A 16,390-nucleotide genomic window follows, 5' to 3' on the forward strand; every position below is an offset into this window, starting at 1 on the left:
CCAAACCCGCGCGTCAGAAGGCGGGTTTGGCCGGCCAGCTCCAGCCGGCAACCGCCAGCCAGCCTACCCAGGCCAGAAACGCCACACGCTGGGCGATTGCCTGGCGCAGCAACCCCGGCGGCCCGAATGCCAGCACCGCCACCAGCAGCCCGGCGCCCAGACTCAGCAACGCCAGCGCACGGGTATCGGACTGGTTGAGTAGCGCGGCGGCGATCAGCAGCATGGCCGGCACGAATGCCACCGCCCATAGCAGCCAGGCGGTGGCATGGGCCTGGCTGGCGCGGCCATCCAGGTCGGTAGGATCCAGCGGCAGCAGACCCATGCCCAGGAACGCCAAACCTGCCAGCACGATCAACTGCCCGCCCACGCGCAGGCTCCAGCCGGACTTGGCCGGCATGCGCGCCATCAGACTGATGCCGGTGGCCATGCCCAACCCACCCACCAGTGCGAACGCCAGCAGATTGAAGCCCAGCGCGTGCGGAACGCCGTCTGCGCCCAATAACGCCACCGGGTGGCTGGCCTGCAGATAGCCTGGCAATGCCAGCCCGAAGCCGGCCACCGCCAGCACGAACACGGTTGCCGCGATCAGGCCCAGGTAGCGCTGCGTGCCATCGATGCTCGCCATTGTCTTGCTCCAACGTGGGGCGCAGGTTGCGCCGCCATGACGCGGCATTGTGGTGCCGGGGGCGCGTGGCGTGAACCCCTTGTCTGATCCCGGCTGGCGTGATTACTGGCGGTCTGGTCGTCGCCGGCCTCGGCCGGCCTTGTCATGACCGGCCTGGCGATAACCGCCGGTTGGCCCGATCCCGGCCAGCCTTGTGTCGGCCGGGTTTGCCACCATTACGTGCCACTGTTGCCGTCATCTTTTCAGGAAGCCCATGTCCGACAAGCCGCACGTATTCGATGCCACCACCGACACCTTCGAGACCGAGGTCCTGCAGAAATCGTTGACGACACCGGTACTGGTGGATTTCTGGGCCACCTGGTGCGGCCCGTGCAAGTCGCTGACGCCGATCCTGGAAAAGCTCGCCGCCGACTACGACGGTGCGTTCGAGCTGGCCAAGGTCGATGTGGACAAGGAACAGCAGATCGCCGCCGCGTTCCAGATCCGCTCGGTGCCGACGGTCTTCCTGGTCAAGGGCGGCGAACTGGTGGATGGCTTCCCCGGCGCGATGCCGGAAGGCCAGATCCGCGAATTCCTGACCCAGCATGGTGTGCTGCCGGCCGAGGCGCAGGTGGTGGAAGAACTCCCGCCGGCGCCGCTCGACCCGCAGGACCAGGCCGCCGCGCTGCGCGAGGCGATCGCCGCCGAGCCGGACAAGGACGAACTGAAGCTTGACCTGGCGCTGGCACTGCTCAAGACCGGCGACACCGCCGAGGCCGAGCAGCTGATCGACGCCCTGCCCGCCAACCTGGCCACCGACGACCGCGCGGTGCGTGCCAAGGCGCGGCTGAGCTTTGCCAACGTCCTGAAAGACGCGCCGGATGCGGACGCGCTGCAGGCCGCCGTGGCCGCCAACGGCGCCGACCTGCGTGCGCGCCATCTGCTAGGCGTACGCCATCTGCTCGACGGCAATGACGAAACCGCGCTGGAGCAGTTTCTGGAAATGCTGCGGCAGGACCGCGCCTTCGACGACAACCTGCCGCGCCGCAGCCTGATCGATGCGTTCCGGGTGATCGAAGACGAGGATCTGGTCGGCCGCTATCGCCGCAAGATGTCGTCGTTGGTGTTCTGACAGCCGATGGCGCTGCGGCGTCACATGGACACGTAGGAGCGGACCCGGCCGCGACGAGGCGTTACCCGCCAGTCGCAGATAAGGTGTTCCCGGGTAGCGCGCCGTCGCGGCCAGGTCCGCTCCTACGAAGGCTGCCCCGTCACGGCGGGCCCCTGCCCGGGTGTGCACCAAGCGGCGAGGCACAGCGCGCGACTGCGCGACAGGCGACGACGGCGCCGTCTGGACCGGCTCGCAGCACGAACACGACCGCTTCAATGTCGACCTGCGGCATCCCTCCATACGCATGCGAATGTTATACTACGTACCTGCCCTCGCCCTGGAACCAGGTCCGCATGCGCGCCACACTGTTCAAGCTCGGCATCAACCTGTGGCCGCCGTATCTGTTCGCCGGCATCCACGTCACCGTGCTGTCGGCCGATTACCGCTATGCACGCGTGGAGCTGCGCCAGCGCCCGTGGAATCGCAACTACGTCGGCACCCATTTCGGCGGCAGCCTGTTCGCAATGACCGACCCGTTCTGGATGCTGCTGACCATGCAGAACCTGGGGCGCGACTACTACGTCTGGGACAAGGCCGGCAGCATCGAGTTCGTCAAACCCGGGCGCGGCACGGTTACTGCGGATTTCGTCATCGACGACAGCATGCTTGCCGAACTGCGCCAGGCCACGGCCAGCGGCGAAAAACATCTGCGCTGGTTCGAAAACGATGTGCACAACCGTGCGGGCGAGGTGGTCGCGCGGGTGCGCAAGCAGTTGTACGTCAAGCGCAAACCGGCACGCTGAAGCGCGCATCCGCCGCATCACTGGCTGGCGCAAACACACGTACCCGTTCGAAGCGCGTCCGCGCGATGTGATCGTGGCGTGCGCAACACTGTCATCCCCGCGCGCACGCTCACGAACTGTTGCGCACTGCCTGCAGATTCTGAGGGCTCTCAACCCACATGGACTGCCTGCATGAAAGCGATCAACGTCATCACCCTGGTGCTTCTTATCGTCGGCGGCATCAACTGGGGCCTGGTCGGCCTGTTCCAGTTCGATCTGGTCGCCACGCTGTTCGGTGGCCAGGATGCCCTGCTGTCGCGTGTGGTCTACACGCTGGTCGGCATCTCTGCGTTGTGGCAGCTGGTCCCGCTGTTCCGCAACGACCATGGCGCCAACGTTCACCACACCAGCCCGCACGTGCGCAACAACCCGTAAGCGCACAGCTGCGGCAGGCACGCGCGTGACAGCAGGACGCCGGCGCATTCCGCCGGCGTCCTGCTATGCGTACATGCACTTTGCGTCCAGGCGCTTTGCGTCCGGGCGCGTGGTCGGCAAGAATCGGGCATCCCTCCCGCTGGCTGCCTTCATGCTTCTGCGCACTGTTGCTTCCGCCTGCCTGCTTGCCCTGGTATTACCCGCTGCCGCCAATGCGGCCTATCGCAGCCCGCAACAGATTCTGGACAGCTCGCCGGCCAGCGCATGGCGTGTGCTCGATCCGGATCGCACGCTGTACATGGAACTGGACGGAGGCCGGGTGATCATCGAACTGGCGCCGCAATTTGCGCCCGCGCATGTGAGCAACATCCACACCCTGGCGCACGAGCGCTTCTGGGACGGGCTGACCATCTATCGCTCGCAGGACAACTTCGTGGTGCAGTTCGGCGACCCGGATGGCGAAACCCCGGCCAAGGCCAAATCGCTGGGCTCGGCGAAGACGCATCTGCCGGCCGAATTCGAACGCGCATCGCAGGGCCTGGATTTCCAGCGCCTGCCCGACAGCGATGGCTGGGCGCCGCAGGTGGGCTTTGTCGATGGCTTTCCGGTCGGACGTGACAGCGCCAGTGGCAAGACCTGGCTGGCGCATTGCTACGGCACGCTGGGCGCCGGCCGCAACAACGACGAAGACAGCAGCATCGGCGCCGAGTTGTACGTGGTCACCGGGCAATCGCCGCGCCAGCTGGACCGCAACATCACCGTGGTCGGCCGCGTGGTCAAAGGCATGGAATTATTGAGCGTGACACCGCGCGGCCCGGACCCGATGGGTTTTTACGAAGACCCCGCGCAACGCGCACCGATCCGCGCCATTCGCCTGGCCAGCGAAGTGCCGCTGCCCGAGCGCACGCCATTGCAGTTATTGCGCACCGACAGCCAGACCTTCCGCGACGTGGCCGAAGCGCGCCGCAATCGCAAGGACGATTTCTACAAACGCCCTGCCGGGCATATCGATCTGTGCAATGTGCCGTTGCCGGTGCGCGCGCCGCCAGCGGCCGGCTGATTCGGGATTCGGGATTCGGGATTCGGGATTCGGGATTCGGGAAAGCATAGCCAGGCTCAGATATTTTCAGACCTGCGCGCATGCTTAGCGTGCTCGCTCAGCGGGCGCGCTGACTGAAGGCCACGCTGCCCAGGATCAGCGCCGCGGCCACCAGCATGGTCCAGGTCAACGGCTCGCCCAGCAGCGACCACGCCAGTAATGCACCGAACACCGGCACCAGATAGGTCACCGTGGAGGCGCGCGCGGGGCCGATGCGCTGGATCAAACGGTAATACATCAAAAACGCCAACCCGGTGCACACCACACCGAGTGCGGTGGCGCAGGCCCAGGCCACCGCCGGCACCGGCGTGGTCGGCCACTGCCACCACGCCAGCGGTGCCAGCAGCAAGGCGCTGCAGCCCAGCGTGGATGCCGCCGATGCGGCCGGTGGCAGATTGCCCATATGGCGCTTCACCAGGTTGTAGCCGATGCCGTACAGCAGCGACGCGGTGGCGCCAGCCAGTGCTGCAGGCCCAACGCTCAATCCGGCCGACTTGCCGGTGGCCAACACCAGCACGCCGATGAAACCGATCAGCAACGCCAGCGCGCGACGCGTGCCGATCTTCTCGCCGAAAAACAGAAACGCGATCAATGCGGTGAACAACACCGTCATCGCATTGCAGATCGCACCGACTGCGGCCGGCGCGTGCTGCGCGCCCCAGGCGAACAACAAAAACGGCAATGCCGAGTTGAGCACGCCGATCGCCGCCAGCATCGGCCAGCGCTGCAAGGGGAAGCGCTCGCGCGCCAGCCACAGAAACGGCAACAACACCAACGCACCCAGCGCCAGGCGAATTTCCACCAGCACCACGGTGCCGAACTTCGGCGCGGCTACGCGCATGAACAGGAACGAGCAGCCCCAGACGATGCCGAGGAAACCCAGTTCCAGCGGAGTGCGCCATTCGCGCATTGCCACCCCCGGCTGTGTCGACGGTTGCGCACTCATGAACGTGCCTCCGGACGCTGCTCTGGTGTGCTGAAACCGCAGGAAACAACACCAGGCAGGCAAACGGACATGGCACGATCATCGCTAAGGGGTAATGCAGCATCGGTTGCAACCGCAGGCACGACAAGCGCGTAATATCGAGGCGAGCCACAAATCTCACTCATGCCTCGATGAATCTGCGTCCGACCCTGTTACCTGCGCTGGGCGTGTTTGTCGCCGCTGCGCGCCACCAGAACTTCGCGCATGCCGCCGAAGAACTGCACCTCACTGCCAGTGCGGTCAGCCACCACGTACGCAAGCTCGAAGCACTGCTGGGCGCAACCTTGTTCCAGCGGCTGCCGCGCGGGGTCAAGCTCACCGCCGAGGGGCGTCAACTGGCCGATGCCGCCAGTGCCGCGCTTGCAGAAATCGCTGCAGTCGCCGGCAACCTGCATCCACGCGAAGACGCCATCCCGCTGCGCGTGACCACACTGCGTTCGCTGTCGTATTGCTGGCTGTTGCCGCGGCTGCCGCGCTTCTGTCGCGCACACCCGCATATCCGCATGGACCTGCAATCGGACGCGGCATTTTCGCGCTTCGAAGAAGGCGGCCCGGACCTGGGCATTCGCTATGGCCAGGGCGCGTGGCCCGGATTGACCTCGCATCATCTGATGGACGACGAGCTGTTTCCGGTTGCGTCGCCGTCCTTGCCGGAGGTCGCCGCACTGCGTACGCCGGCGCAGATCGCGCAATTGCCGCTGCTGAGCGACATGTCGCCGCAAGGCTGGCGCGACTGGTTCCGCGCCGCGCAGGTGCGCGGCACCACGCTGCCGCCGATGCACACCTTCAACGACAGCACCGACGCGATGCGCGCCGCGGTCTATGGCCTGGGTGCAGTGCTGGCGCGCAAGCACATCGCGCAACCGTATCTGCAGCGCTACGAACTGGTGCGCCTGCCCGGCCCCACCCTCAAGGCCCGCTACGCCTACTACATCGTGCACCCCAGCCATCGCGTTCCCAGTCCTGCAGCGACGGCCTTTATCGACTGGCTCAAACGCGAAGCACTGGACGAACGCACGCCGATGCCGGCGCTGCCGGCCGAGTTGGTGACGTTGCCGGAAAGCGAGACCTTGAGTAAGGCGCGTGTAAGTCGGCGGCCGCGCAAGGCGTCGGCGTCTGAATGAGGTGGCGCAGGAATCGTCTTTGCATACAACACGGCGCGATCATTCCTTCTGCCGCCGGGACATTGCCTCCTTCATGGGAGAAGGTGCCCGAAGCAGCAGCAGCGAAGTCTGGATCGGCTGTCCCTTCTCCCTCCGGGAGAAGGTGCCCCGAAGGGGCGGATGAGGGTACGAGCGAAGCCTGGCAGAGTTTGAGTGCAAGTGTGGCTTCGCCCCGTACCCTCACCCCAACCCCTCTCCCGACGGGAGAGGGGCTTCATGTCGAGCGGGGAAAGCGCTCGTTGGGCTACACAGTCGATGGAGCATCTAACGCGCACCATCACCTCGTTTTTTCCTGTCGATGCCTAGGCTTTAGCTCCCCAACCCCTAGGACATTCCCATGCCAACTCTTCGCATGCGTATCACCGGCACCGACGACGACGCGCGTGCCATTGCCAATCTGCTGCAAAGCATCGAAGGCATCGAGCACGTGGAAGAAGTGGACGATCTGATGCCGCATCTGGACGACGACGATTCCAGCTCGGCCGGTCTGTCCGACGACGAAGGTCCGGGCAGCCACGAGTTCGAAGTGGAAGCCGGCAACGAAGCCACCGCGCAGAAGGTACGCGACGCCGTGCAGGAACTGGCGCTGCAACTGGACGTGTTTGTCGAATACGAAGTCGACGAAGGCTGAGCGCGCCGCAGCGACGACTGCGCGGCCATGGCGCACGCGCGGTCCTCGCTCAGCGGTGTTGCATCACAGCGTTCGCTGCAATGCCGCCTGCGTCAGGCAGGCGGCGCGCGCACGCACTCTCGCTTTCTAAATAAAGCCGAACACGTGCAAGCTGGTGCAGCATCGCCGACCAGCTTGACCACCAGACCGAAAATGCTGCGCTGAGCCCGGCAGCTTCTCGACGTCACCGCGCAATGCGGCGCCGCCGCGCATGCCAGCGCCAGGCCTGCAGCAGCAACCAGCCGGCAATCACCGTAACCACCACGACCGGCAGCAATGCCGCAACCGCGCGAATCACGAACGCCACGCTGGACGCGAACACCTGGCCGAACTCGGCGCCCGCTTCGGCAATCTCGCCCCTGCCCTGCTCGCCGCCGGTGCTGCGGAAGTTGAGCGTGAGCAGTTGCGTGCGCACACGGCGTTGTTGCTGCGCCGCTTCTTGCTGAGTCTGTTGCGCTTCGGCTTCGATTTCGGCCAGGCGCTTGGACAATGCCAGCAGATCGGTCACCGCCAGATCACGGCGTTGCTGCAATTCCAGCAAGCGTGCGTGTTCTTTCTGCAAACGCGCCTGCGCCAGGCCGGTGTCGGCGATCTGCTGCGCCAGGTCCTCGGCGCGCGTGCTGCGCGCAGCGACATCGCCGTGCTGGCCGGCCAGTTGCACCATCGGCTCGATGCCATCTGGCGCCAGCCGCACGCTGACGCTGCCACTGGGGTCGCGACCACCCGTTTGTTCGACTGCCAGCAACGCGCAGTCGCCGAACTGCGCCGCTTGGCAGGCATTGCGTACCGCCACGATGCGTTGGCCGATCTGGTCGGCGGGCAGCTCGATGCGCACATCGTGCTCATACGCCAATGCGTTGCCCTGCGCGGCGGGCGGCGCCGGCGCTGGAGCGCCACCGTCTGCGGCCATCTCCGCCGAGTGTCGCGCACATCCACTCAGTGCCCAGCCCAGCAGCAAGCCAACCGCGTAACGCTGCACGCCGCGCCTCATCGGCTGGCTCCATCGACCGCATGTACCTGCAACGCGGTCAGATCCAGAGCGGGAAGGCAGCGCACATTGACCGCCACACTGGCCTCGCCTGTTCGGGGATTCATGCCCTCGCTGAACGGGGCAATGCCGCAGTGCGGGCAATGATGATGGTCGAGATGATGTTGATTGAAGCGGTAGGTTCCCAGCGCCTCCGACTCACTCTGCAGACGCAGTTGCGTGCGCGTCCCGAACCACAGCAGGCCGCCGCGGCGACGGCACAGCGAACAATTGCAGTCGTACGCCTCGGTGATCGGCGCATCGGTCTGAAGATCGAACGCGATGCGTCCGCAATGACAGCTACCGGCGTAGTGCATGGTGATCCTCCTTGGAATCAGGCCACTCTAAACCAATGGCGGATGCGGACAAGCGCGCACATGCCTATGCTGGCGGATTGCTTCGATCGGAATCCACCATGCGTCAACGCCTGCTCGTCCTCGCCCTGCTCGCCGGCCTCAGCGCCTGCCAGCAGCAGCCCGAATCACCGCGCGCCGGCACCAGTGATGCCAGCACCCGGGACGCACAGACGCCGGACGCGCGCTTTGCCGCGCTGTCCAAGCGTGCGCTCGACACCTGGATGCAGCTGTCGCCGATCACTGCCACCCAGACCGGCGATCACCGCTTCGACACGCAGATCGACGACCTGAGCACCGCCGGCCGTCAGCGCAGCCTGGATGCGGGCAAACAACTGTTGACCGAACTGGATGCCATCGAGGTGGCCAAGCTGTCGCGCGAGAACCAGGTCGATGCCGCGATCCTACGCAACCAGCTGCAATCGGAAATCTGGAACACCGAGGTGCTGCAGAGCTGGGCCTGGGACCCGCAGGTCTACAACGGCCTGGCCGGCAGTGCGCTTTACGGCCTGATGGCGCGCGAGTTCGCACCGCTGCCCGAGCGGCTGACCTCCGCCACCCAGCGCATGGAGAAGATTCCCGGCATCTTTGCACAGGCGCGCGAGAACCTGGACCCGGCCCGCGTGCCGAAGATCCACGCCGAGACGGTGGCCAAGCAGAACAAGGGCATCCTCAGCATCGTCGATACCTTCATCGCGCCCAATATCGGCCAGCTCGGCCCGATCGAAGCCGCGCGCGCGCAGGCGGCCATCGACAAGCTGCGCAAGGCCGTTGCCGAGCAGCAGACCTGGCTGGACACCGTGCTGGTGCCCAATGCCAAGGGCGATTTCCGCGTCGGTGCGCAGATTTACGATCAAAAGCTGAAATTCGCGCTGCTGTCGTCGCTGTCGCGTGCCGACATCAAGCAGCGTGCCGAGTCCGAACTCAAGCGTGTGCGCAGCGAGATGTACGGCATCGCCCGCACGGTGCTCAAGGACAAGCCCGGCGCACCGAAACTGCCCGCTGCCCCCAGCGACGATCAGCAGCAGGCCGCGATCGAAGCAGCGCTGGAACTCGCCTATGCCGACAAGCCGGCACGCGACAAGGTGGTGGACGATGCCAAGGCCGCACTGGCGCAGTCCACCGAGTTCGTGCGCCAGAAGGATCTGATGACGCTGCCCGATTCGCCGGTGGACATCATCCTGATGCCGGAATTTCAGCGCGGCGTGGCAGTGGCGTACTGCGATTCGCCCGGCCCGCTCGACAAGCATCTCAAGACCTTCTATGCGGTCTCGCCGATTCCCGACGACTGGAACGACCAGCAGGTCGATTCCTTCCTGCGCGAATACAACAGCCGCATGATCCACCTGCTCAGCATCCACGAAGGCACCCCTGGCCATTACCTGGAAGGCTGGCATTCGGGCAAATTCCCCTCCACGCTACGCGCAGTACTGCGCTCGGGCATGTTCGCCGAAGGTTGGGCGGTGTACACCGAGCGCATGATGCAGGAACAGGGGTATCTGGATAACGACCCGTTATTCCATTTGGTGCAGCTCAAGTTCTACCTGCGCACCATTGCCAACGCCATCCTCGACCAGGGCGTGCATGTGGACGGCTGGGAGCGCGACAAGGCGATGCACCTGATGACCCACGACACCTTCCAGCAAGAGAGCGAAGCCTCAGGCAAGTGGGTGCGTGCGCAACTGTCGTCCGCACAATTGCCGACCTATTTCGTCGGCGTGCAGGAACATCTGGATACGCGCAAGGCGGTGCAGGCCAAGCTGGGCGACAGCTTCAATCTGAAGGCCTACCACGACCAGATGCTGTCGTACGGCGCACCACCGGTACGCTTTGCGCGCGAGTTGATGCTGGATCAGCCGATCGAGTGACCGCATCCTTCTCCCGTCGGGAGAAGGTGCCCCGCAGGGGCGGATGAGGGTGCGGGCGAAGCCTGGTGTGGCCCAACTGGCGAGTGGCTACGCCCCGTACCCTCACCCCAGCCCCTCTCCCGACGGGAGAGGGGCTTAATGAAGAGCTGCCTGCATCCCTTCTCCCCTCGGGAGAAGGTGCCCCGCAGGGGCGGATGAGGGTGCGGGCGAAGCTTCGTGTGGTCCAACTAGCGAGTGGCTTCGCTCCGTACCCTCACCCCAACCCCTCTCCCGTAGGAGAGAGGCTTGCTGCGGTGATTGCTGCGATTCTCCGGGCAGGCATCAAACCCGCATCATCCAGGTAGCACCACACTCATATGCAACGCGGGCATCTGTGCGAGCGCATATTTCTCATCACCCATCCGCCGCAACAAACCCTCCCGTCTGCCGCGCCCACAGCCGCGCATACAGCCCGCCCTGCGCGATCAATTCCGCATGCGTGCCGGTTTCGACGATGCGTCCCGCATCCATCACCACCAGCCGGTCCATGCGCGCGATGGTCGAAAGCCGGTGCGCAATTGCGATGACGGTCTTGTCGCCCATCAACGCGTCCAGACTGTCCTGGATCGCCGCTTCCACTTCCGAATCCAGTGCCGAGGTGGCTTCGTCCAGAATCAGGATCGGCGCGTCCTTCAGCAGCACGCGCGCAATCGCGATGCGCTGCCGTTGACCGCCCGACAGCTTGACCCCGCGCTCTCCCACATAGGCATCGAAGCCGCGCCGGCCCTCGCCATCCACCAGCGTGTCGATGAAGCTCTCGGCGCGCGCCTTGCGCACAGCCTCCAGCATCTGCGCTTCGGTGGCCTGCGGCCGGCCGTACAGCAGGTTGTCGCGGATCGAACGATGCAACAACGAGGTGTCCTGCGTGACCAGGCCGATCTGCCCGCGCAGGCTTTCCTGCGTGACCTGCGCGATGTCCTGCCCGTCGATGAGGATGCGCCCCTGCTCCAGGTCGTACAGCCGCAGCAACACATTGACCAGCGTCGATTTGCCCGCACCCGAAGGCCCGACCAGGCCGATCTTCTCGCCCGCGCGCACCTGCAGATCCAGCCCGGCAATCACCCCACCGCGTTTGCCGTAATGAAAATGGATGTGCTCGAACTGCACCTGCCCCTGCGTCACCTGCAGCGGCACTGCATCCGGCGCGTCCTGCACCAGCACCGGCTGCGAAATGGTCTGCATGCCGTCCTGCACGCTGCCGATATCTTCGAAGATGCCGTTGACCGTCCACATGATCCAGCCGGACATGTTGTGGATGCGGATCACCAGGCCGGTCGCCAGCGTGATCGCGCCCACGCTGATCTGGCCGCGGCTCCACAGCCACAACGCCAGCCCGCAGGTGCCCACGATCAGGAAGCCATTGGCCACCGCAATTGCGGTATCCATCGCGGTCGTTACGCGCGTCTGCCTGCGATGTTTCACCGCCAGTTCGTCGATCGCATCGCGCACATACGCCTGTTCGCGGCCGGCATGTGCAAACAACTTGAGCGTGGAGATATTGGTGTAGCCATCGACAATGCGCCCGGTCGCCTTGGAGCGCGCATCCGAGGCGATCCACGCGCGCGCCTTCATGCGCGGCACGAAGAACGCCATCAGCGCCACATACACCACCAGCCACATCAGCAGCGGCAGCATCAGCAACGGGTCGGCTTGCGCAAACAGCCACAGCGCGCTGCCGGTATAGACCACGATGTACCAGAGCGCATCGACCATCTGCACCGCCGATTCGCGCAGCGACGTGCCGGTCTGCATCACGCGATTGGCAATGCGGCCGGCAAAATCGTTGTGGAAAAAGCCCAGGCTTTGCCGCACCACGTAGTTGTGCATCAACCAGCGCGAGCGGTTGCTCAAGCCTGGCACGATAGCCTGATTGACCAGCAGGTTATGCAGGCCGGTGAACAACGGCCGCGCCACCAGCGTGATCAGCGCCATCCACACCAGTTCGCTGGCATGGCGACGGAAGAACTCCGGTCCCGGTCGCTCGGCCAGCATGTCGACGATGCGGCCAAGGAAGTCGAACATCGCCACTTCCACCAGCGCCAGCAGCAACCCGGCGATCAGCGTGGCCAGCAGAATCGGCCACAACGGCCGCAGATAATGCAGATAGAACCGCCATACGCTACGTGGCGGCATTTCCCGCTCGATCGGCGGGAAGACATCGATCAGGGATTCGAACCAGCGGAACATTGCAACCACGTCACTGACACCGGGACGTCAGGCTAGCCGATCGCGCGTCAAGCCGCAGTGGCGTCGGCGCTGGCTTGCAGTGTCATCAAGGATGACTGTTCGCGACGTGGCGTCAGCCACAGTCAGTCGCGCACACGCGCAAGCAACCGGTTGACCTCGTCCAGATCGAAATGCGCCGGATCGAAACGTCCACCCAGCGTCGCCAGCACTTGCACGTGTTGCGCATGGCCTGGGTCGGCGATGATCTGCAGAAACTCCAGGTAGTGCTCGATGCCTTCGCTGTTTTCCGGCGGGCAGGCATTGGCGCCGTCCACGCAACGGGCGCCACGCAGGCCTGCATCCGGCGGCAGGATCGCCTCCACCTGCAGGCGGTGCTGCCAGCCCGCGCCGCTGCCGTAGAAATAGTCGAACCACTCCAGCTCGCCTACCGCACTTTCCAGCGTGACGCGTGCCGCATGCTTGAGCCGTGGGCGGTCGGGAACATCCAGCCCGGACTCGCCGTAGCGGCCGCCACCCAGGTCGAACTCGTACGGATGCGCGTTATTCCAGCCCATCGCCGGCTGCAGCACGCGATGCAGCGTTGCCAGGCGCAGCGACCCGGCCACCAGCAATCGGCGCCACACCAGCGGCGTGCTGCCCACCAGCGCGAGATGCAACTGATAGATCGGTACAGGCGTTTGCACCACCTCCTGTGCGGCTTTCTTTTTTTTGGCCTTGCTCATCGTGTCTTGGCTACCTGTTTACGGTGCAAGTATGCAGCGACCTGCATCTGCAGGATCCGCGAAGCAACCTCAGCGCTGCAGACTCGGCACCGCGTCGGTCACGTGCGCATGGCGGCGCATGATCCAGTTGAACAGCGGCGTGGCCATCAGCGTGGACAGGATCGCCATCAGCACCAGCACCGAGAACAGGCCTTGTTCGATCACGCCGGCCTGCAAGCCGATATTGATGATGATCAGCTCCATCAAACCGCGTGCATTCATCAGCGACCCGATCGCCATCGCATCGCGGTTGTTCTCGCCGGTGATCCGCGCAGCGGCCCAGCAGGCCAATCCCTTGCCAATGAACGATGCCGCCAGAATCGCCACGCCGGCAAGCATGATCTGCGGCTGCAGCAGCACGCTGAGCTGGGTCTTGAGACCGGAATAGGTGAAGAACATCGGCAGCAGAAAGACCACCACGAACGGCTGCATCATCTCGCGCAATTTTTCGGTCAACGCGCCCCTGGGCAGGCAAACGCCGAGCAGGAAGCCGCCGAACACTGCATGGATGCCGATCGCATCCATCGCCCAGGCGCTGAGGCAGAACAGCATCAGGATCACCGCCAACACGCCATTGCTCAGCGGCTGGTCCGCCACCACGTAATTCTCGAGCCGCCGCAGCAGATGGCGGCCGACAAAGATCATGAACAACGCGTAGGCCACGCCACCGCCGATGGCCAGATACGCGCCCCCCCAACTGCCGCCGAAACTGGCCAGCACGATCGCCAGAATGCACCACGCCGCCGCATCGTCGAAGGCGCCGGCCGTCAACGCCAGCGTGCCCAACGGGCTATTGGTCAGACCGCGCTCGTGAATGATGCGCGCCAGCATCGGGAAGGCGGTAATGGCAATCGCCGCGCCCAGAAACAGCGAAGCTTCCGTCAACTTGGCTTTTTCCGAAAACAAGCCATCCACGTTGATCAGCCACGGACACATCGCAAAGGCCAGCGCGAACGGCACCGCAATTCCGGCTAACGACACACTCATCGCGCTGCGATAGCGCGCGCGGAAATGATCGCTGCGGAAGTCGGTACCGACCAGGAACATGTACAGCCCCACGCCGAACTGGGCCAGTACGTACAGCACGTCCAGCGTCTGCTTGGGAAACAGCGCCGCCTGCACATCCGGCAGCAACATGCCGAACAACGAAGGGCCCAACGCCACGCCGGCAATCATCTCGCCCACCACTTGCGGCTGCCCCACCCGCTTGGCCAACAAACCCACCAGACGGCAGATCAGCAGGATCACTGCAGCCTGTAAGAAGAAATACACCGACATCTGCGGAGTGGTCATGCGCAAGGCAACATCGTTGAGGGTGCGCGGATCATATCGAGCCGCGCCAGCGGGCGATAGCCATCGTGCAGCTGTCACGCAGGCATCGCCCGGGGTCGGCAGGGCTGTGCTGCACCGGCAAGCCAAGCGACGTGGTGTATGCGCGCCGAGCTCGGTTGCCCGCACGCGCCGTGATCAATGCCTTGCTGACGCCCGTGCTGCAGAGCAGATGGCGATCCCACTGCCATGCAGTCGGTTGGGGGTAGCACTGGACGATGCGCCCAGGCTGCCGTGGCCGCCAGCCACTACACGCTCCGTGCAGTGACTGTGCCCGCCTTCGCAACCAACGGCGCATCACTTCTACGTCGGCTGCCCTTCTGCAACCGGCGTCAACACCAGATCCTGGAAATCGAAGCTGAAATCGGTCAACGGCGAGATCGCCTCCATGCGCATTTCGCGTACCGCGCCATCCGGAGTCAATGCGAAATTGACGAAGGCATCGGCATTCAAGCTGCGGTCGTCCCAGCGCACGATGAAGCTATCGTGCTGCCAGTGCTCCAGCGTGCCGACCAACTGCGCGGTCTTGGCAAACTGCAGACGCAAGCGCTTGCCGTCCTGGCGAATCACCACATCGCCGTACCACGGGTCGCGATAGGTCGCCGCATAACTGCGCAGCGGCAACGACGGCGTGGAGCGTGCCGCGCGTGCATCCAGATGCTTCTTCCAGCTGGCGTCGGCATCGCTGTCGGCCTTGGCCACCGCCTTGGCATAGGCGGCGGTCCAATCGGTTACCGGCACCTGCAGGAACGCATCCAGCACCTGCAAGGTCACCGCATTGAACGCGGCACCGACTTCCTGATTGGTCAGCACCACCACGCCCAGGTGTTGATCGGGCACCAGGGTCAGCCGCGACACCATGCCCGGCCAGCCGCCGGTGTGCCACACCAGCCGATGGCCGCGATAATCGCTCAAGCTCCAGCCTTCGCCGTAGCCGGCAAAATTGGGGCGCGCCGCGGTCAGCTCCGGTACCGCCGGCTCGGCGATCGCAATCGGCGTGATCATCGACCACATGTCCTGCTGCCGCTTGGCACTGAACAACGCGGTGCCGTCCGGCAACGCGCCACCGGCCAGTTGCAGCTTCATCCACAGCGCCATGTCGTGCGCGCTGGAATAGACGCCGCCGGCACCGGAGTTATTGGACCAGGTCAACGGCGCAACCGTGCGCAGCTCGGTGAAGTCGTACTTGGCATGACCCACCGCCGCGTTGTCGCCGGGCTGCAGATGGGCGGCATTGAAGCGCGTCCCACGCATGCCGACCGGCGCGAAGATGCGTTGCTGCAGAAACGCCGCATAGCTCTGCCCGGAGACCTGCTCGATCACCTTCTGCGCAACGGCGTAAAGAATGTTGTCGTAGGCGTAGCGATCGCGAAAACCGCCTTTCAACGGCACCTTGGCCAGGCGCTGCACGACTTCTTCGGTGCTGTAGCTGGTGGTCGGCCAGAACAGCAAATCGCCCGCACCCAGACTCAACCCACTGCGATGCGCAAGCAGATCGCGCACGCGCATCTCGCCGCTGACATACGGGTCGGACATGCGAAACCACGGCAAATGCTCGATGACCTTGTCGTCGAGCGACAGCTTGCCCTCGTCGGCCAGCATCGACAGCGAGGCCGCAGTGAACGCCTTGGTGTTGGATGCGATGGCGAACAAGGTATCGGCCTGCACCGGCGCGGGCTTGCCGATCTCGCGCACGCCGTAGCCGCGCTCCAGTACCACCTGTCCATCCTTGACGATGGCCACCGCAATCCCGGGCACATCGAACTGTTTGCGCACGCGCTCCATCTGCGCATCGAACTGCTGCATGCCGGCGGGAAGCTCGGCTGCCTGCGTTGTCGTCATCACGCCTGCCAGCATCAGCACGCCTCCACTCAGCCATCGGTTCAAGGTCACTAGGGCCTGTTAACACATCCGAAGCCCATCAACGACTAGGACGAAGCTGAGGAATCCAAGGAACATGACATCTAGCTTCTCGAA

15 protein-coding genes are annotated in these 16,390 nt (G+C 64.6%); 7 read left to right on the plus strand and 8 right to left on the minus strand.

Annotation, left to right across the window (positions count from 1 at the left end; translation table 11 throughout):
* Positions 1-13 precede the first annotated feature (13 nt).
* Positions 14-625, minus strand: coding sequence for a DUF998 domain-containing protein (locus XcyCFBP4188_RS08635; protein ID WP_006449939.1), 612 nt, complete (start codon positions 623-625; stop codon positions 14-16).
* Positions 626-878: 253 nt separating this feature from the next.
* Between XcyCFBP4188_RS08635 and trxA the strand changes: the two genes are divergently transcribed.
* From trxA to XcyCFBP4188_RS08655, 4 genes are all read left to right on the plus strand, one after another.
* Positions 879-1,736 (plus strand): thioredoxin, encoded by an 858-nt coding sequence (trxA, locus tag XcyCFBP4188_RS08640; protein WP_104591925.1) that lies wholly within the window; start codon positions 879-881, stop codon positions 1,734-1,736.
* A 332-nt stretch (positions 1,737-2,068) separates the two neighbouring features.
* Positions 2,069-2,518 carry a DUF4442 domain-containing protein gene (locus XcyCFBP4188_RS08645; RefSeq protein ID WP_006449937.1) on the plus strand — a complete coding sequence of 150 codons (450 nt, stop codon included), beginning with the start codon at positions 2,069-2,071 and terminating at the stop codon, positions 2,516-2,518.
* Between the two features lie 171 nt (positions 2,519-2,689).
* Complete coding sequence (locus XcyCFBP4188_RS08650) at positions 2,690-2,932, plus strand: DUF378 domain-containing protein (RefSeq protein ID WP_006449936.1); 243 nt, start codon at positions 2,690-2,692, stop codon at positions 2,930-2,932.
* A gap of 151 nt (positions 2,933-3,083) precedes the next feature.
* On the plus strand, positions 3,084-3,992 hold the full coding sequence (locus tag XcyCFBP4188_RS08655) for a peptidylprolyl isomerase (RefSeq protein ID WP_043908177.1): 909 nt from the start codon (positions 3,084-3,086) through the stop codon (positions 3,990-3,992).
* Positions 3,993-4,089: 97 nt separating this feature from the next.
* Here XcyCFBP4188_RS08655 and XcyCFBP4188_RS08660 read toward each other — a convergent pair whose 3' ends face one another.
* Entirely contained in the window at positions 4,090-4,977 is an 888-nt protein-coding gene (locus XcyCFBP4188_RS08660; RefSeq protein ID WP_043908158.1) for a DMT family transporter, read from the minus strand.
* 170 nt (positions 4,978-5,147) lie between these two features.
* Here XcyCFBP4188_RS08660 and XcyCFBP4188_RS08665 point away from each other — a divergent pair, with 170 nt between their 5' ends.
* Positions 5,148-6,140 carry a LysR substrate-binding domain-containing protein gene (locus tag XcyCFBP4188_RS08665; RefSeq protein ID WP_006449933.1) on the plus strand — a complete coding sequence of 331 codons (993 nt, stop codon included), beginning with the start codon at positions 5,148-5,150 and terminating at the stop codon, positions 6,138-6,140.
* Between the two features lie 376 nt (positions 6,141-6,516).
* Positions 6,517-6,810: a hypothetical protein gene (locus XcyCFBP4188_RS08670; RefSeq protein ID WP_023903350.1), complete on the plus strand. Its 294-nt coding sequence runs from the start codon at positions 6,517-6,519 to the stop codon at positions 6,808-6,810.
* Positions 6,811-7,033: 223 nt separating this feature from the next.
* Here XcyCFBP4188_RS08670 and XcyCFBP4188_RS08675 read toward each other — a convergent pair whose 3' ends face one another.
* Both XcyCFBP4188_RS08675 and XcyCFBP4188_RS08680 read right to left on the minus strand, forming a co-directional pair.
* Complete coding sequence (locus XcyCFBP4188_RS08675; RefSeq protein ID WP_074057854.1) at positions 7,034-7,840, minus strand: DUF4349 domain-containing protein; 807 nt, start codon at positions 7,838-7,840, stop codon at positions 7,034-7,036.
* Positions 7,837-8,193, minus strand: coding sequence for a GFA family protein (locus tag XcyCFBP4188_RS08680; RefSeq protein ID WP_006449930.1), 357 nt, complete (start codon positions 8,191-8,193; stop codon positions 7,837-7,839). The genes XcyCFBP4188_RS08675 and XcyCFBP4188_RS08680 overlap by 4 nt, the downstream gene beginning before the upstream one ends.
* Before the next feature lie 98 nt (positions 8,194-8,291).
* Here XcyCFBP4188_RS08680 and XcyCFBP4188_RS08685 point away from each other — a divergent pair, with 98 nt between their 5' ends.
* Entirely contained in the window at positions 8,292-10,097 is a 1,806-nt protein-coding gene (locus XcyCFBP4188_RS08685; RefSeq protein WP_043908176.1) for a DUF885 domain-containing protein, read from the plus strand.
* A 393-nt stretch (positions 10,098-10,490) separates the two neighbouring features.
* On the opposite strand, the gene XcyCFBP4188_RS08690 is transcribed toward XcyCFBP4188_RS08685, so the two are convergent.
* The 4 genes from XcyCFBP4188_RS08690 to XcyCFBP4188_RS08705 form a co-directional block, all read right to left on the minus strand.
* Positions 10,491-12,323, minus strand: a complete 1,833-nt coding sequence (locus XcyCFBP4188_RS08690; protein ID WP_104591926.1) for an ABC transporter ATP-binding protein — start codon at positions 12,321-12,323, stop codon at positions 10,491-10,493.
* Positions 12,324-12,445: 122 nt separating this feature from the next.
* The gene (locus tag XcyCFBP4188_RS08695; RefSeq protein WP_104591927.1) at positions 12,446-13,045 is read right to left on the minus strand and encodes a plasmid pRiA4b ORF-3 family protein; all 600 of its coding nucleotides are present in this window, start codon (positions 13,043-13,045) and stop codon (positions 12,446-12,448) included.
* A gap of 69 nt (positions 13,046-13,114) precedes the next feature.
* Complete coding sequence (locus XcyCFBP4188_RS08700) at positions 13,115-14,377, minus strand: cation:proton antiporter (protein ID WP_006449926.1); 1,263 nt, start codon at positions 14,375-14,377, stop codon at positions 13,115-13,117.
* Positions 14,378-14,716: 339 nt separating this feature from the next.
* Entirely contained in the window at positions 14,717-16,306 is a 1,590-nt protein-coding gene (locus XcyCFBP4188_RS08705; RefSeq protein WP_074057857.1) for a serine hydrolase, read from the minus strand.
* Positions 16,307-16,390 lie beyond the last annotated feature (84 nt).

This window comes from Xanthomonas hortorum pv. cynarae (assembly GCF_002939985.1).
In the GTDB taxonomy this organism is placed as follows: Bacteria; Pseudomonadota; Gammaproteobacteria; order Xanthomonadales; family Xanthomonadaceae; genus Xanthomonas; species Xanthomonas hortorum_D.

Coding starts and splice junctions, on each gene's coding strand:
- XcyCFBP4188_RS08635 (WP_006449939.1), bottom strand. CDS start 625: ATGGCGAGCATCGATGGCACGCAGCGCTACCTGGGCCTGATCGCGGCA.
- trxA (WP_104591925.1), top strand. CDS start 879: ATGTCCGACAAGCCGCACGTATTCGATGCCACCACCGACACCTTCGAG.
- XcyCFBP4188_RS08645 (WP_006449937.1), top strand. CDS start 2,069: ATGCGCGCCACACTGTTCAAGCTCGGCATCAACCTGTGGCCGCCGTAT.
- XcyCFBP4188_RS08650 (WP_006449936.1), top strand. CDS start 2,690: ATGAAAGCGATCAACGTCATCACCCTGGTGCTTCTTATCGTCGGCGGC.
- XcyCFBP4188_RS08655 (WP_043908177.1), top strand. CDS start 3,084: ATGCTTCTGCGCACTGTTGCTTCCGCCTGCCTGCTTGCCCTGGTATTA.
- XcyCFBP4188_RS08660 (WP_043908158.1), bottom strand. CDS start 4,977: ATGAGTGCGCAACCGTCGACACAGCCGGGGGTGGCAATGCGCGAATGG.
- XcyCFBP4188_RS08665 (WP_006449933.1), top strand. CDS start 5,148: ATGAATCTGCGTCCGACCCTGTTACCTGCGCTGGGCGTGTTTGTCGCC.
- XcyCFBP4188_RS08670 (WP_023903350.1), top strand. CDS start 6,517: ATGCCAACTCTTCGCATGCGTATCACCGGCACCGACGACGACGCGCGT.
- XcyCFBP4188_RS08675 (WP_074057854.1), bottom strand. CDS start 7,840: ATGAGGCGCGGCGTGCAGCGTTACGCGGTTGGCTTGCTGCTGGGCTGG.
- XcyCFBP4188_RS08680 (WP_006449930.1), bottom strand. CDS start 8,193: ATGCACTACGCCGGTAGCTGTCATTGCGGACGCATCGCGTTCGATCTT.
- XcyCFBP4188_RS08685 (WP_043908176.1), top strand. CDS start 8,292: ATGCGTCAACGCCTGCTCGTCCTCGCCCTGCTCGCCGGCCTCAGCGCC.
- XcyCFBP4188_RS08690 (WP_104591926.1), bottom strand. CDS start 12,323: ATGTTCCGCTGGTTCGAATCCCTGATCGATGTCTTCCCGCCGATCGAG.
- XcyCFBP4188_RS08695 (WP_104591927.1), bottom strand. CDS start 13,045: ATGAGCAAGGCCAAAAAAAAGAAAGCCGCACAGGAGGTGGTGCAAACG.
- XcyCFBP4188_RS08700 (WP_006449926.1), bottom strand. CDS start 14,377: ATGACCACTCCGCAGATGTCGGTGTATTTCTTCTTACAGGCTGCAGTG.